Consider the following 13,274-nt stretch of genomic DNA (forward strand, 5'->3'; position numbering starts at 1 on the left):
GTGCAGCCCATGAAACGAAAAATTCTCTTGTCTTTTGTGGCCATCCTGTTGGTGAGTGTGCTGATCATTGGACTGTTGTCCATTAATCTGGTGAAGCAAAGTTATACAACAGAACTGGAAAAACGGCTGGTGACAAATGCAAATTTGATAGCTGCTTTTATTGGAACAGATGACATTCGACCGGAAGATCCTGCTTTTTCTAAATTGGCAGATGAACTTGCAGAACAGGGCCAGGTCAGAATGACACTGATGGATCACCAAGGGCGTGTCATTTACGATTCCCGGGCAGATCGGGAACTGATGGAACCGCATCACCAACGTCCGGAAATGATCAGTGCCCTTCAGGACGGTATCGGAAAAGAGATTCGTTACAGCGATACCACTGGACAGGAAATGATGTATGTGGCGGTGCCTGTCTCCATAAGTGGAAATGTCGGTGTTGCCTATGTGGTTCGTCTGGCAATGGATCTGCAGGAAATCGACGCCCTGACAAAACATATCGTTTGGTATCTGACCATCTCTCTTGCTTTTGGACTGCTCATTGCAGTGGTGCTGGGTTTCCGCCTTATCGACCGGATCATAGAAAATATCCGGGGCATTGTTAATATGACTCAGCGGATGGCAGATGGTGATTATGATAAACACATCTATCTGGAATCGAATGATGAAATGGCAGAACTGGCTGATCACTTTAATCACATGGCCGACAGACTGAATGAAACCATCGGAAAGCTTTCGGTTAGCAACGCCCGGTTCATGGCATTGCTAACCAGTCTTAAAAACCCCATGATCGCCCTTGACCAGCATAAGTGCATCACATTAATGAATGCCGCCTCGGAAAATCTCTTTAATGTGAAGGCAGCAGAACTGCAGGGACACCACCTGTTGGAGCTGGTAAGAGATACAGAGCTTGATGATGTGATACAGGAAGTGTTGGAGAACCAGTCAGATCAGCAGGTGGAAGTGACACTTCGTGAGCCGGCAGAAAAAACGCTGCGAATGATGACCAGTCTGATTCGGGAACCGGAAGATCCACTGAAGGTGACGGGACTGGTGATTCTAATGGATGATGTGACAGAGATTCGCAAGCTGGAGAAAATGCGATCTGACTTTGTCACCAACGTCACCCATGAACTGAAAACCCCCCTTACTTCCATCAGCGGATTTGTGGAGACTCTGAAATCAGGTGAGATTGAAGATGATGAAACGCGGCAACGATTTCTTGATATCATAGAAATTGAAACAGAACGTCTCACCAGACTCATCAATGACATTTTGACCCTCTCAGAGATTGAAAACATACGGGGGCATGAACAAAAAGTGCCGGCAGCACCTGGAGATTTGCTGGAGGAAGTGATCTCCATGATGGAAACCATCAGCCGCCATAAAGAAGTTGCACTTCACCGGGAAATTGCCCGAAACTTGTCGGAAATGTCACTGAATGAAGACAGATTTAAGCAAATGATGATCAACCTCATTGATAACGCCATCAAATACACGCCAGAAGGCGGCAAAGTGTCTGTCAGTGCCTACGAGAAGTACCGCAGCCTGGTGATTCGCGTGAAAGATACAGGAATCGGAATTCCCGACAAAGACCTGCACCGGTTGTTTGAACGTTTTTATCGGGTGGATAAAGCCCGCTCCAAAAAAATGGGAGGAACCGGACTGGGTCTGGCCATTGTGAAGCATATTGTACTTTCGATGAACGGCGCCATTCGTGTGAACAGTGAGGTGGGAAAGGGAACGGAGTTTGTCATCACTTTGCCCCTTTCATAGAGACCAACATTTGGAGGAATGCCGAAAACCGGCATTCCTGAGGTTGAAGACAAAGGGTTCTGGCCAGGCCAGCTGATTCCAATCTTGTGTGTTTTTAGTCGAAAGTCTCGAAAACAGCGCCTGAACTCACTGCGCTCAAACAGCAGGCGCTGGCGGTTTTCTCCCCTTTTCGAAAAAACACAAACAAGTTTTCCAAGGCTGTCCTTTACCAGACCCCTTGTCTTCATCTTATTTTGTCTACAATCTGAGGAATGCCGAAAACCGGCATTCCTTTTGTTTTTTGGAGGTTTTTTCTTTACCTGATCTTTACATTTCGTTTACGCCTGCTTAACCACTCTCAAGTCCAGGGGGTCTATAATGTGAACTGTAACAGGATGCTGTGAGCCTGGTACAAAACAACTCAGGAATGAGAGGAGATTAAAAAGAATGAAGAAAATGATGTCTTTGTTGATGGTGTTAATGGTTGCTGCTTCACTACTGGCGGGGTGTGGTCAATCTGAACCTGCTCCAGCACCAGCTTCAACACCAGCACCCGCTGAAACACCTGCAGCAGCCGGAACATCTTCCAATTCAGAAGTCGATTTTAGTGAAATGATTGAAGTAAAAGGATCTGACACCATGGTTAACCTGGGTCAGGCATGGGCAGAAGCCTTCATGGATGCGCATCCGGAGGCACTGATTTCCGTCACCGGCGGTGGATCGGGTACCGGTGCAGCAGCAGTGATCAACGGAACAGCTCATTTAGCCCAGATGTCACGTGCCATGAAAGAGGACGAATTTGCTCAAGCAGAAGCAGCTGGAAATCCTGCTACTGAAATAGTTGCAGGGCGTGATGGGATTGTTGTCGCAGTGCATGTAGACAACCCTGTTGAAGCGCTGACGATGGATGAGATTAAAGACATTTACACCGGTGTTATCACCAACTGGAGCGAAGTAGGCGGGGCAGACAGGGCCATTTCACTCTTCTCCCGTGATACCAGTTCCGGAACCTATGCCTTCTTTAAAGAATTTGTACTGGATGATGAAGAATACTCACCTGAAGCCATGCTGATGCCTTCAACCCAAGCGATTGTGGAAGGATTGATTCAGGATGTCGGCGGTATCGGTTATATTGGACTGGGTTACCTGACAGACGATGTGAAGCCCGTTCCCGTCGCTCAGGAAGCCGGCGCAGAAGCTTTCCTTCCCAGCCTTGAAACCATCAATGCAGGTGACTATCCGGTAGCTCGTCCGCTGTTCCTGTACACCGCAGGTGAAGCAACACCTGCTCTTCAAACGTATGTTGATTTTATTCTGGGAACAGAAGGTCAGAAAATTGTTGAAGATCTTGGATTTGTACCACTGCAGTAAAACAGTGAATGAGCAAATGGCATGAATCTTACATGTGCAAGAGCATACCGTTAAGATAACACTGATGGGCCGGCGTTCTGCTCCGGTCCATCAGAAATGTTTCACAAAAGTTATATCAAGTGAATCCGAAAACGATGGGGATCGTACGGATCTATTGAATTCGGGGGCAACCCCGGGGAGGTGTCAGTCTTGAAAGAAGAATCAGTCAGTACTGGTAACCGTCTGGTGGTTAGTCGTGGTCATGCAAACCCGCCAAAACAGGAACCACTTCAAAATACAATAAGTGAAAGTGTTGATGCAATCACCAACGGCAGAAGCTTTGCCCATGGCAAGAATCTTAAATCGAAATTTACCAATCGGTTGAGTGAGTTTATCATAGAAAGAATTATTTTTATTCTTGGAATGACATCCATTGTGATCCTGGCCCTGATTTTTATATTCTTGATCAGTTCCGGGTTTTCGGTTTTCCGGGATGTGCCTCTGATAGATTTTCTGACGGGGCGTTTCTGGTATCCAAACTCGGTAAATCCACAATTTGGCATTTTGCCATTGATCCTGGGATCTCTCTGGGTCACGGCAGGTGCTATCCTTATATCCGTCCCCATCGGAGTCGGCTGTGCCATTTTCATAGCAGAAGTGGCACCGCCGAAAACCCGGACAACCCTGAAAGTGATCATTGAGTTTTTATCAGCGATTCCATCAGTGGTGCTGGGGTTCATCGGAATTGTGGTGCTGTCCAACTGGGTTCGCTTGTCCTTCGATCTTTCATCGGGATTCACGCTGTTAACCGGCTCCATTCTGGTGGCTTTTATGGCCATGCCCACCATCATCAGTATCTCAGATGATGCCATCAGTTCTTTGCCGAAAGAGTACCGTGAAGCATCTCTGGCGTTGGGTGCCACGCGGCTTGAAACCATATTCCATGTATTGGTACCGGCGGCTTCCTCTGGTATTATCGCCGGGGTGATGCTGGGCATAGGCAGGGCCATTGGCGAAACCATGACAGTCATGATGGTGACGGGCAATGCAGCGCGAATTCCCACGTCGCTGCTGCAATCCGGTCGTACCATGACAGCCACCATTGCGGCAGAAATGGGTGACACGGTTCGTCAAAGCACTCATTATCATTCTCTTTTTGCCATCGGGATTGTGCTCCTCATCATGACCAGCTGCATCAATCTGGTGGCTGATTATGTACTGCGGCGTGCTCAGAAAGGAGACCGCTAACATGAAGAAAGAACAACGGGAAAAGCTGATCTTTTCACTGCTTACCCTGACAGCAGCCCTGGTGGTCATTCCCACGCTGCTGATGATCGGTTATATCATTTTCAGAGGCATTGGAACCATCAACTGGGAATTTTTATCAGCCATGCCCCGCAAAGGCATGCGTGAAGGCGGCATCTTCCCGGCCATCGTAGGCACTGTCAGCCTGGTTCTGGGAACCATGATTGTGGCACTTCCTTTGGGTGTGGGTTCGGCCATCTACTTAACCGAATATGCCAAACAGGGATTTTTAACCCGCACCATTCGACTGGCCATATTAAACCTGGCAGGTGTACCCTCGGTGGTTTACGGACTGTTCGGATTGGGGCTGTTTGTTCTTTTTCTCGGGTTTGGCAGCTCCATTCTCGCAGGTGCCCTTACCCTGGCCTGTCTCGTGTTACCGATAGTCATCACCGCATCAGAGGAAGCACTGAAGAGTGTTGATTTCAGTTATCGGCAGGCGTCGCTGGCTTTGGGAGCCACGAAGTGGCAGACCATTCGCCATGTAGTACTTCCCCACGCTGCACCAGGGATTGTGACGGGTGCCATTCTGGCCATTGGCCGGGCAGCAGGGGAAACAGCCCCCATTCTTTTAACGGTGGCAGCCTTTTTTCTTCCCCGGTTGCCCCAATCGATTTTTGATCAGGTGATGGCATTGCCGTACCATCTCTATATCATTTCAACCCAGGTACCGGGAATGCCGGAGAGCATCAAGTACGGTACCGCGCTGGTACTTCTGGGGATTGTTTCCATCTTTTTTGCCATTGCAACAGCCATTCGAATTCGATTTAAAATGGCAAACCGTTAGGCTGTTTTCAATGACACTGCGTAAAATTGGGTTGGAGCATAATATAAAAACTGACTTTCGATTGCCGTGATGCGGTTTTGTTTCCAATTGACGAATGTGACAGGAGGCTTCATCAATGTCTAAAATATCTGTGAAAGACCTTAATCTCCATTATGGCAGCTTTCATGCCCTGAAAAATATTAATCTGGATATCTGTGAACGGGAAGTTACAGCGCTGATCGGTCCGTCTGGTTGCGGAAAATCCACTTTTATTCGCAGCTTGAATCGAATGAATGATCTCATTGACGGTGTGAAAATCGACGGTGAGATGTTCTTGGAAGATCAAGACATTTACCAGCCTGATGTGGATGTGGTATCCTTAAGAAGAAGGGTTGGAATGGTTTTTCAAAGCCCCAATCCATTCAGAAAATCCATCTATGAAAATGTGGCATATGGCCCGCGGCGCTATGGCATAAAATCCCGGAACCAACTGGATGAAATTATTGAGCGAAGCCTTCGGGAAGCCGCTTTGTGGGAAGAAGTGAAGGATCGATTGAAAAGCTCAGCTCTGGGACTTTCGGGCGGCCAGCAGCAGCGCCTGTGCATTGCAAGAGCACTGGCTATGGAGCCGGAAGTATTGTTGATGGATGAACCCACATCTGCACTGGATCCTATTGCCACCTCCCGCATTGAAGAGCTGATTGACCAGCTTAAAAAAGAATACACCATCGTGATCGTGACCCATTCCATGCAGCAGGCAGCCCGTATCTCTGATAAAACAGTCTTTTTTCTCATGGGAGAAGTGATTGAAGCAGATGACACACAGGTGATTTTCACATCACCGCGGGATCAACGCACAGAAGACTATGTTACCGGTCGATTTGGATAGGGAGGGAATGCCATGCGTACAGAATATACAGAGCGCCTTAAAAATCTTAAAATCAAGTTGCTGAAAATGGGTAGTCTGGTACAGCAGATCATCGAAGAATCCCTGCAGGCATTGATGCAGCAGGATATGGAAAAAGCAGACACCATTCATATACTGGATGATCGTATTGACGCCCTGGAGCTTGAAATTGAAGTGGAATGCATGAATCTCATCGCCCTGCAACAGCCCATGGCGAAAGATCTCCGAATGATTGGCACCATACTCAAGGCCATTACTGATCTGGAGCGCATGGGGGATCATGCGGTGAACATTGCCCGTCAGACAAAACTCATTGGCCGGGAGCCATTCATCAAGCCGCTGGTGGACATTCCCCGAATGGCGCGTTTCTCCGAGGAAATGGTGGCAAAATGTCTTGATGCTTTTATGAAAGAAGATGTGAATCTGGCGCGTGAAGTGGCACTTGACGATGAAGCTGTGGATGAGATTTATGAAATTATCTATACAGAGTTGATGGAAATGATGATTCATGACCGTGGTGTGATGAATCAGGCCATTCACCTGCTCTTCATTGGCCGATATCTGGAAAGAATTGCTGATCATGCCACCAACATCGGAGAAAGGGTAATCTATATGGTAACGGGTGAACGGGTGGAAATCAATTAAAGGCCCAGAGGGTGGTATTGCTGACGGACTCAGGCAAATTGCAAAAGACGACAGGACGACGGTGAGATAATAGATAGTGGCGGGACAGGGATCTGGCAGGGATTGCTTTGGGTATCCGCTGTTCAGTCCAGATCCCTCTTAACCAACCTCAGCAAAGTGAGTTAGATAACTTTGTTGAGGTTTTTTTGAATCATTTTTGCATTTTTGGTGGAAACATGGGATAATGACAGTGTGACGATAAAAATGCACCTGTCAAAACGTGGATACATTGACAATAGCATCTTAATTAGGTAGACTTGCATGTATAAAGATAACAATATCATTATATAACGATTAAGCGAGGTGCTTCCATGAAAGAACAGGCAGATTGTTTTAAGGCGCTGGGGGATCTAACGCGGCTACGTATTTTGATGATGCTGACAGATAGTGAGAAATGTGCCTGTGATATTCAGGAAAACTTTGATCTGAAGCAACCCACTATTTCTCATCACATGAAAATCTTGCAGCAAGCAGAGTTGGTGCGTGTTGAAAAGCGAGGAAAATGGATGTTTTATGCATTAAACCAGGAGCGATTTCAAAAGCTGCATCAGTTTATGGATGCGAATCTGGTGCAAGGAAAGACGGTTCCCTATAAGCTGGCAAGTCACGACTGTGAAGGCGGCCGTCGAAAAGCGGTTCAGGAACCGGTATAACTTGTGATATCCATAACCGGCAGCCATCACTGACAAATCAGTTCTCGCCAGATATGCCGGTAAGTGATGGGCTCGGTCAGGTTGTGGGATATCATTTGATTTATGATAGTTTTCTGATTGACTGATTTGAAACTGGGTATTAATTCACAGTGAGTCATTGATTACTTGAAGGGAGGCAGCAAAATGGATAAAAAAGTAGTGGTGTTCACCAGTACAACTTGCCCTCATTGTGTAACAGCAAAAGAGTATCTGGCACAAAAAGGTGTTGAGTATGAAGAGAAAAATGTACAGTCAGATGTTTCGGCTCGCAAGGAACTGATGGCAAAAGGCATCATGGCGGTGCCGGTGATTAAAATTGGCGACGAGATGATTGTCGGTGTAGATAAGGCGAAAATTGACAGCCTGCTTGACTAAATGAATGATCAGAAAAAACCTCCTGAAACTGTAAAGGAGGTTTTTTCTTGTGGAGCCGGTGGGCTGTGGTATAATAGAATTTGATCAACTAAGAAGAAATGAGAGAACAGGTCGTACTCTGAATCAAAGGCGGGATGCAGCATGAACATTCTCGTATATCAAGTGATGAATCTCTTGTTGGTGCTGGTTTTGCTGGGGGCTCCGGTGTTGATCACGGTGCTGTTGCTTCGGCATTTTAGTCGCAAAGAACAGCATATTGAAATGGAAGCCAGACTGACAGAGCGCATTCGAGAGCTGGAAGAAAGGGTGCGCCGTCTGGAAGAAGGATAAAATGTAAGAGGAAGGAGCAGCTTATGGATAAACTACAAAAGGTGATTTTCAGTGGTGCGCAGCCGACGGGGAGCTTAACGCTGGGAAACTATATCGGTGCGATTCAAAACTGGAAAGAGCTTGAAAAAGACTATCAATGCTATTATTCCATTGTCGATCTTCATTCATTAACGGTGAAACAAGATCCCCAGGCTTTTCGTCAGGCAAATCTATCCTTTCTGGCCCAATACCTGGCAGCAGGACTTGATCCTGAAAAGAATGTGCTTTTCTTTCAATCACATGTGCGTGAACACACCGAATTGGCCTGGGTGCTGAGCTGCTACACCTACATGGGCGAACTGAATCGAATGACCCAGTTTAAAGACAAGTCAGACAAGCATAAGGATAACATCAATGTGGGGCTTTACACTTACCCGGTATTGATGGCGGCGGATATTCTCCTCTATCAGACAGATCTGGTGCCTGTGGGGGATGACCAGCGGCAGCATCTGGAATTGTGTCGTGATATTGCCATACGCTTTAATAATGTGTATGGTGACACTTTCCGTATTCCGGAAGCACATATTGGAAAAATTGGTGCCAGAATAATGAGTCTTCAGGAACCGGATAAAAAAATGTCCAAGTCGGATGAGAATCAGAATGGGGTCATTCATATGCTGGACCCTGCAGATGTCATCTTGAAAAAATTGAAAAAGGCTGTCACTGACAGTGAAAATCTGGTCAGATACAGGCCTGAACAGCCGGGAATTCAGAACTTGATGACTATCCATGCCACTTTGTCGGGGTGGACACTGGAACAAGTGGAAACCCATTATGAAGGAAAAGGATATGGGGTCTTTAAGGCAGATGTGGCAGAGCTGATCACTGGAAAAACGGAACCTTTTCGTGAAAAATATGCAGCTTACCTGGCGGATGAAGCGTTGTTGAAAAAAGTCTATTCCAGTGGTGCCGACCGTGCCCGGGAGAGAGCTGCCGCAACAGTGGCAGCAGTAAAAATGCGACTGGGACTGGTTTAACTGAAGGATAAAAGGATGTGAATACGTGAGCTTCAAATCGAAAATTGTCATCACATTCTTCTTTCTGGTTTATGGGGTGCTTATTGGAATTAATCTGGGGCCTGAACAAGTGAGTGAACCACCGGGCGGGTTTTTTTCAATTCCATCAGAGACCAATGTTCAGGAAGTTGAAGATTTGATGAAGGCCAATGAAGACATGCGCCAGCGTATTCAGAACCTGAAACTGGAAGTGGACGCGCTGGAAGGAGAACGGGCAGAAGGTAACGTGACCCTTCAGGTGTTGATGCAGGAAGTGCAGCATTATCAAATGCTGGCAGGCCATAAAGCTGTTGTGGGTCCGGGAATCACTGTCTTGCTGGAAGGTATATTTGAAGAGAACATCGCGCCTTTGGTGTATCAGCGTAAATATCTGGTGACGTTGGTGAATGAGCTGAGAAGTAACGGGGCGGAAGTCATTGCTGTCAATGGCAATCGAATGACCGGCCGAAGTGAGATGGCACTGGCGGGCAATCATATTCAGGTGAACGGGCGGCCTGTGGCTCCGCCGTACCTGGTGCAGGCCATTGGAGATCAATCTGAGTTCAAACGGTATGTGGCCCATCGAACGTTCATATTTGATTTGATGGCTGGCGATGGGATTACGGCCACCATCGAGTATAATGAATCGCTGAATATTGATAAGCCCCATCGGGAAAAAGCCATTCAGTTTTTGGAGGTACGTCGTCCATAACAAACGGGCAGTGTTGTCATTTTGACAAGCGCTGCCCGTTTTTATATGGGTTATCACCTGGCAACAGCAACACCGATGCAGTCAAGATGGTTCATTTTTGAAAGCTTAATCGGTCACAGGCCAGAGGTATAGGATTCCCATTGCACCAGGGCCCAGATGAGCACCGATGACGGGCCCCAGCTCCGATAATACAACCGTGGCACCAGGAAACTGTTCTGCCACCTGACGGCGAAGTGTTTCGGCTTCGGTTGATGCCATGGCATGGGCCACGTGGATCATCGAGGCATCCGAAGGAATAGATGCAATCATCTTTTCGAGGGCTTTCTTTTTGCCTCTGGTTTTACCCACGGGTTGAACAGTACCGTCTATGAGGCCCAGAACGGGTTTGATGTTGAGCAGATTTCCAATGAGAGCACCGGCATTGGAGAGTCGACCGCCTTTTTTTAGATAATCAAGCGTGTTTACGGTCAGCCGGATGCCTGAGTTATATTTTTGCTTTTCCAAAAAAGAAACGATTTCTTCACGTGGTCGATTTTCATGAGCCAAAGCAACGGCCATTTGAACGAGTGCTTTCAAATTTCCTGCCGTTGTCTGAGAGTCGATGACAGAAATGTGATGAGAAGCACCCGATAATTCAGCAGCTGTGCAGGCGCTTTGGTAAGTGCCGCTGATACCTGATGAAATCGTTAAGACAATAATTTCCATGCCCTGAGCCAGTGCCGGCTCATAGGCTTCCAAAAACTCCCCTGCTGAAGGTTGGGAAGTGGTTGGAAATGAGTTGCTGCCAGCCAGTTGGCTGAAAAAATCATCAAAAGAGCCGGGAGCACCTTCTTTAGATACATTTCCATTAAAATGAACAGAAAGTGGAACAACTTTGACCGGATTAGCTTTAATGTAACCTTGTTCCAAATAGGCGGTACTGTCTGTAATCACAAAAATGGATGACATAATCATCACTCCTTTGAATAACGTCGATAATAATATAATACCAGGTACTAATAGCTGTTGTCAATTACCTCTTGATTGTTGGGACATTCATCACTGACCAGCTGCCGCTAATCAGCATTCTCTATTTTGAGATTAGTATCAATAATAAGAATAAGTGAAAAATGCCACAATCATCCAGATCCTTTGAGGAGCAATTCTCAATTGTAAGAATTTTTGCATGAATTGTTAAATTTTAAACATATTAGCCAATCGATGCGTCATCATTTTTAAATGTTGTGAAAGATGATGGGGACAGGCTTTTGGCATGCGATGTGCGAATATTTTAAATGAATCAACATTTTTCCGTGAACTGGCATGGCTCTTGCAATAATTTAGAGACAGTATGGAGATTCGATCGATTACCTATCATAAAGGAGGAAGAAAAATGGCAGCGGATAAAGCCAAAGCATTACAGGAAGTTAGTCGGGTGTTGAGCTATATTGAAAAGCCGGAACTTGCACCTGAAGACAAGGATGCCATCGTTAAGGATTCTGTGGAGAATTTTAACGAAAACGTCAACCCCGGTTGGTTACTCTACCGAAAATCTGTCTCCACAGATGCCACATTTGTTGAGTGGGAAGACAGTGCAGAAACTTTCAAAGATGTATATGGCAAGGAATTCATTGATGTATTGGGCGGCTACGGAATCTATATGTGCGGTCACCGAAATCCAGAGATCCTGAAATATGTCAAAGCTCAGCTGGATCGTTATGCTCTCCACAGCCAGGAACTCATTGATCCGCTGCGGGGCTATCTTGCCAAGATTCTTTCCATGATTACTCCTGGCGATCTTCAATATGCGTTCTTCTGCAATGGCGGCGCTGAAGCGGTTGAAATGGCTTTGAAGCTGGCTCGACTGGCGACTGGAAAACAATGGTATATTTCAATGACAGGTGGTTTCCACGGAAAAAGCATGGGCGCGGTCTCGGTGAATGGAAAAGGTACGTATCGTGAAAAGTACAAGCCGTTGATTCCCGGCGTGATGCATGTAGACTTTGGCAATGCTGAAGCGCTTGAAAAAGCCATCAGTAATCTGATTAAAACGGGTGAAACAGTTGCAGGTGTTATTCTTGAACCCATTCAAGGTGAGGCGGGTATTATTCTGCCGCCGGAGGGATACCTGCAAAAAGTGCGTGAAATCTGCGACAAGTACGATGTGGTGCTCATCTTTGATGAAATTCAAACGGGTATGGGACGTACCGGTACCATGTGGGCCTGTGAACAATCAGGAGTTGTGCCGGATATCCTGATTTACGGAAAAGCCTTTGGCGGCGGCGTCATGCCCATCACCGGCATCATTGCACGTCCTCATTTGTGGACTGAAGACATTAAGGAGAATCCCTGGATTCTTGGTTCTCCCACCTTTGGCGGGAACCCGCTTGCCTGTGCAGCAGCTCTGGCCACCATCAAGTTTATGCTTGAGAACGACTTGCCGGCTCAAGTGGCAGAAAAAGGGGAATACATGCTGGGTAAAATCATGGAACTGAAAGCCAAACATCCTGTCCTGGTGGATGTGCGAGGAAAAGGCTTCCTCATTGGTCTTGATTACCCTACTCCTGAAATGGGCTGGGCAGTGTCCAAGGGCCTCTTTAAACGCGGGGTTCTCACGGGTGGGACTCTCAATAATGCGAAAACCAATCGGATTGAACCGCCAGGCATCATGTCCTATGAAACCATGGATAAAATGCTGAACATTCTGGATGAAACCCTGACAGAAGTTGAAGTGGACTTTGGTGTTACTTGGGAGAATGTTGCGTCCCTTAACGTATAGGGCGATCATTTAACCTTCACCTGCGGCAGCAACAGCAAGTCTTTGATGACAGCTGTTGCTGTCTTGCCGTTCACTTATGTGTGAAGAAGCTGTTTAAACGTACGCAGCGAAAGTTTGGAGGAGGGAAGATGATGCAGGTAACTCCTGTCATAAGCAAAGAACTTCAGGCAATGATGAGTCGGGCCCGCAGCGCCCAGGCCGCCTATGCCCACTTCAGCCAGGCCCAGGTGGATGCCCTTGTGCGGGCCATCGCCAAAGTCGTCTACGACAATGCCGAAGCCCTGGCGAAAATGGCCGTGGAAGAAACCCGCATGGGTGTGTACGAAGACAAGGTGGCCAAGAACAAGGGCAAGTCCAAAGTCATCTGGAATGACCTGAAAGACAAGAAGTCCGTGGGCGTTCTGCGGCACCTGGAAGAAGAAGGCCTTGTGGAAATCGCCAAGCCCATTGGTATCATCGGGGCGGTGGCCCCCACCACCAATCCCACCGTCACCGCCATGAGCAACGCCATGTTTGCCCTGAAGGGCGGCAATGCCATCATCATCGCTCCCCATCCCCGGGCGAAGAACGTGAGCCGGGTGACAGTGGAAATGATGAACGATGCCA

At 47.2% G+C, this 13,274-nt stretch carries 14 protein-coding genes; 13 read left to right on the forward strand and 1 reads right to left on the reverse strand.

Annotation, left to right across the window (positions count from 1 at the left end; genetic code table 11):
• The first annotated feature begins 9 nt into the window (after positions 1 to 9).
• From pnpS to AAIG11_RS06195, 11 genes are all read left to right on the forward strand, one after another.
• Positions 10 to 1,776 carry a two-component system histidine kinase PnpS gene (gene pnpS, locus AAIG11_RS06145; RefSeq protein ID WP_343185357.1) on the forward strand — a complete coding sequence of 589 codons (1,767 nt, stop codon included), beginning with the start codon at positions 10 to 12 and terminating at the stop codon, positions 1,774 to 1,776.
• Positions 1,777 to 2,202: 426 nt separating this feature from the next.
• On the forward strand, positions 2,203 to 3,126 hold the full coding sequence (locus tag AAIG11_RS06150) for a PstS family phosphate ABC transporter substrate-binding protein (RefSeq protein ID WP_343185358.1): 924 nt from the start codon (positions 2,203 to 2,205) through the stop codon (positions 3,124 to 3,126).
• Between the two features lie 189 nt (positions 3,127 to 3,315).
• The gene (gene pstC / locus AAIG11_RS06155) at positions 3,316 to 4,353 is read left to right on the forward strand and encodes a phosphate ABC transporter permease subunit PstC (RefSeq protein WP_343185359.1); all 1,038 of its coding nucleotides are present in this window, start codon (positions 3,316 to 3,318) and stop codon (positions 4,351 to 4,353) included.
• 1 nt (position 4,354) lies between these two features.
• Positions 4,355 to 5,197, forward strand: a complete 843-nt coding sequence (pstA, locus tag AAIG11_RS06160) for a phosphate ABC transporter permease PstA (protein WP_343185360.1) — start codon at positions 4,355 to 4,357, stop codon at positions 5,195 to 5,197.
• A gap of 115 nt (positions 5,198 to 5,312) precedes the next feature.
• The gene (pstB, locus tag AAIG11_RS06165) at positions 5,313 to 6,065 is read left to right on the forward strand and encodes a phosphate ABC transporter ATP-binding protein PstB (protein WP_343185361.1); all 753 of its coding nucleotides are present in this window, start codon (positions 5,313 to 5,315) and stop codon (positions 6,063 to 6,065) included.
• Between the two features lie 12 nt (positions 6,066 to 6,077).
• Positions 6,078 to 6,728: a phosphate signaling complex protein PhoU gene (phoU, locus tag AAIG11_RS06170; protein WP_343185362.1), complete on the forward strand. Its 651-nt coding sequence runs from the start codon at positions 6,078 to 6,080 to the stop codon at positions 6,726 to 6,728.
• 350 nt (positions 6,729 to 7,078) lie between these two features.
• Entirely contained in the window at positions 7,079 to 7,420 is a 342-nt protein-coding gene (locus tag AAIG11_RS06175; protein WP_343185363.1) for an ArsR/SmtB family transcription factor, read from the forward strand.
• Between the two features lie 183 nt (positions 7,421 to 7,603).
• On the forward strand, positions 7,604 to 7,834 hold the full coding sequence (locus tag AAIG11_RS06180; RefSeq protein ID WP_283409666.1) for a glutaredoxin family protein: 231 nt from the start codon (positions 7,604 to 7,606) through the stop codon (positions 7,832 to 7,834).
• A gap of 141 nt (positions 7,835 to 7,975) precedes the next feature.
• Positions 7,976 to 8,164 (forward strand): hypothetical protein, encoded by a 189-nt coding sequence (locus tag AAIG11_RS06185; protein ID WP_343185364.1) that lies wholly within the window; start codon positions 7,976 to 7,978, stop codon positions 8,162 to 8,164.
• A gap of 23 nt (positions 8,165 to 8,187) precedes the next feature.
• The gene (gene trpS / locus AAIG11_RS06190; RefSeq protein ID WP_343185365.1) at positions 8,188 to 9,180 is read left to right on the forward strand and encodes a tryptophan--tRNA ligase; all 993 of its coding nucleotides are present in this window, start codon (positions 8,188 to 8,190) and stop codon (positions 9,178 to 9,180) included.
• Positions 9,181 to 9,205: 25 nt separating this feature from the next.
• A complete protein-coding gene (locus tag AAIG11_RS06195; RefSeq protein WP_343185366.1) occupies positions 9,206 to 9,910 on the forward strand; it encodes a DUF881 domain-containing protein in 705 nt (234 codons plus the stop codon).
• A 105-nt stretch (positions 9,911 to 10,015) separates the two neighbouring features.
• Here the strand turns inward: AAIG11_RS06195 and AAIG11_RS06200 are convergent, their stop codons facing one another.
• Entirely contained in the window at positions 10,016 to 10,858 is an 843-nt protein-coding gene (locus tag AAIG11_RS06200; protein ID WP_343185367.1) for a DegV family protein, read from the reverse strand.
• A 424-nt stretch (positions 10,859 to 11,282) separates the two neighbouring features.
• On the opposite strand from AAIG11_RS06200, the gene AAIG11_RS06205 reads away from it, so the two are divergent.
• Positions 11,283 to 12,668 (forward strand): putrescine aminotransferase, encoded by a 1,386-nt coding sequence (locus tag AAIG11_RS06205; protein WP_343185368.1) that lies wholly within the window; start codon positions 11,283 to 11,285, stop codon positions 12,666 to 12,668.
• A gap of 131 nt (positions 12,669 to 12,799) precedes the next feature.
• Positions 12,800 to 13,274, forward strand: a 475-nt coding sequence (locus AAIG11_RS06210; protein ID WP_343185369.1) for an aldehyde dehydrogenase family protein, incomplete at its 3' end; no start/stop codon positions are given.

Origin of the sequence: Anoxynatronum sibiricum, assembly GCF_039414295.1 — a bacterium.
Taxonomy (GTDB): domain Bacteria; phylum Bacillota; class Clostridia; order Peptostreptococcales; family Tindalliaceae; genus Anoxynatronum; species Anoxynatronum sibiricum.

Excerpts from the sequence above, each read along its gene's own strand:
- pnpS (WP_343185357.1), top strand. The coding sequence starts at position 10 with ATGAAACGAAAAATTCTCTTGTCTTTTGTGGCCATCCTGTTGGTGAGT.
- AAIG11_RS06150 (WP_343185358.1), top strand. The coding sequence starts at position 2,203 with ATGAAGAAAATGATGTCTTTGTTGATGGTGTTAATGGTTGCTGCTTCA.
- pstA (WP_343185360.1), top strand. The coding sequence starts at position 4,355 with ATGAAGAAAGAACAACGGGAAAAGCTGATCTTTTCACTGCTTACCCTG.
- pstB (WP_343185361.1), top strand. The coding sequence starts at position 5,313 with ATGTCTAAAATATCTGTGAAAGACCTTAATCTCCATTATGGCAGCTTT.
- phoU (WP_343185362.1), top strand. The coding sequence starts at position 6,078 with ATGCGTACAGAATATACAGAGCGCCTTAAAAATCTTAAAATCAAGTTG.
- AAIG11_RS06175 (WP_343185363.1), top strand. The coding sequence starts at position 7,079 with ATGAAAGAACAGGCAGATTGTTTTAAGGCGCTGGGGGATCTAACGCGG.
- AAIG11_RS06180 (WP_283409666.1), top strand. The coding sequence starts at position 7,604 with ATGGATAAAAAAGTAGTGGTGTTCACCAGTACAACTTGCCCTCATTGT.
- AAIG11_RS06185 (WP_343185364.1), top strand. The coding sequence starts at position 7,976 with ATGAACATTCTCGTATATCAAGTGATGAATCTCTTGTTGGTGCTGGTT.
- trpS (WP_343185365.1), top strand. The coding sequence starts at position 8,188 with ATGGATAAACTACAAAAGGTGATTTTCAGTGGTGCGCAGCCGACGGGG.
- AAIG11_RS06200 (WP_343185367.1), bottom strand. The coding sequence starts at position 10,858 with ATGTCATCCATTTTTGTGATTACAGACAGTACCGCCTATTTGGAACAA.
- AAIG11_RS06205 (WP_343185368.1), top strand. The coding sequence starts at position 11,283 with ATGGCAGCGGATAAAGCCAAAGCATTACAGGAAGTTAGTCGGGTGTTG.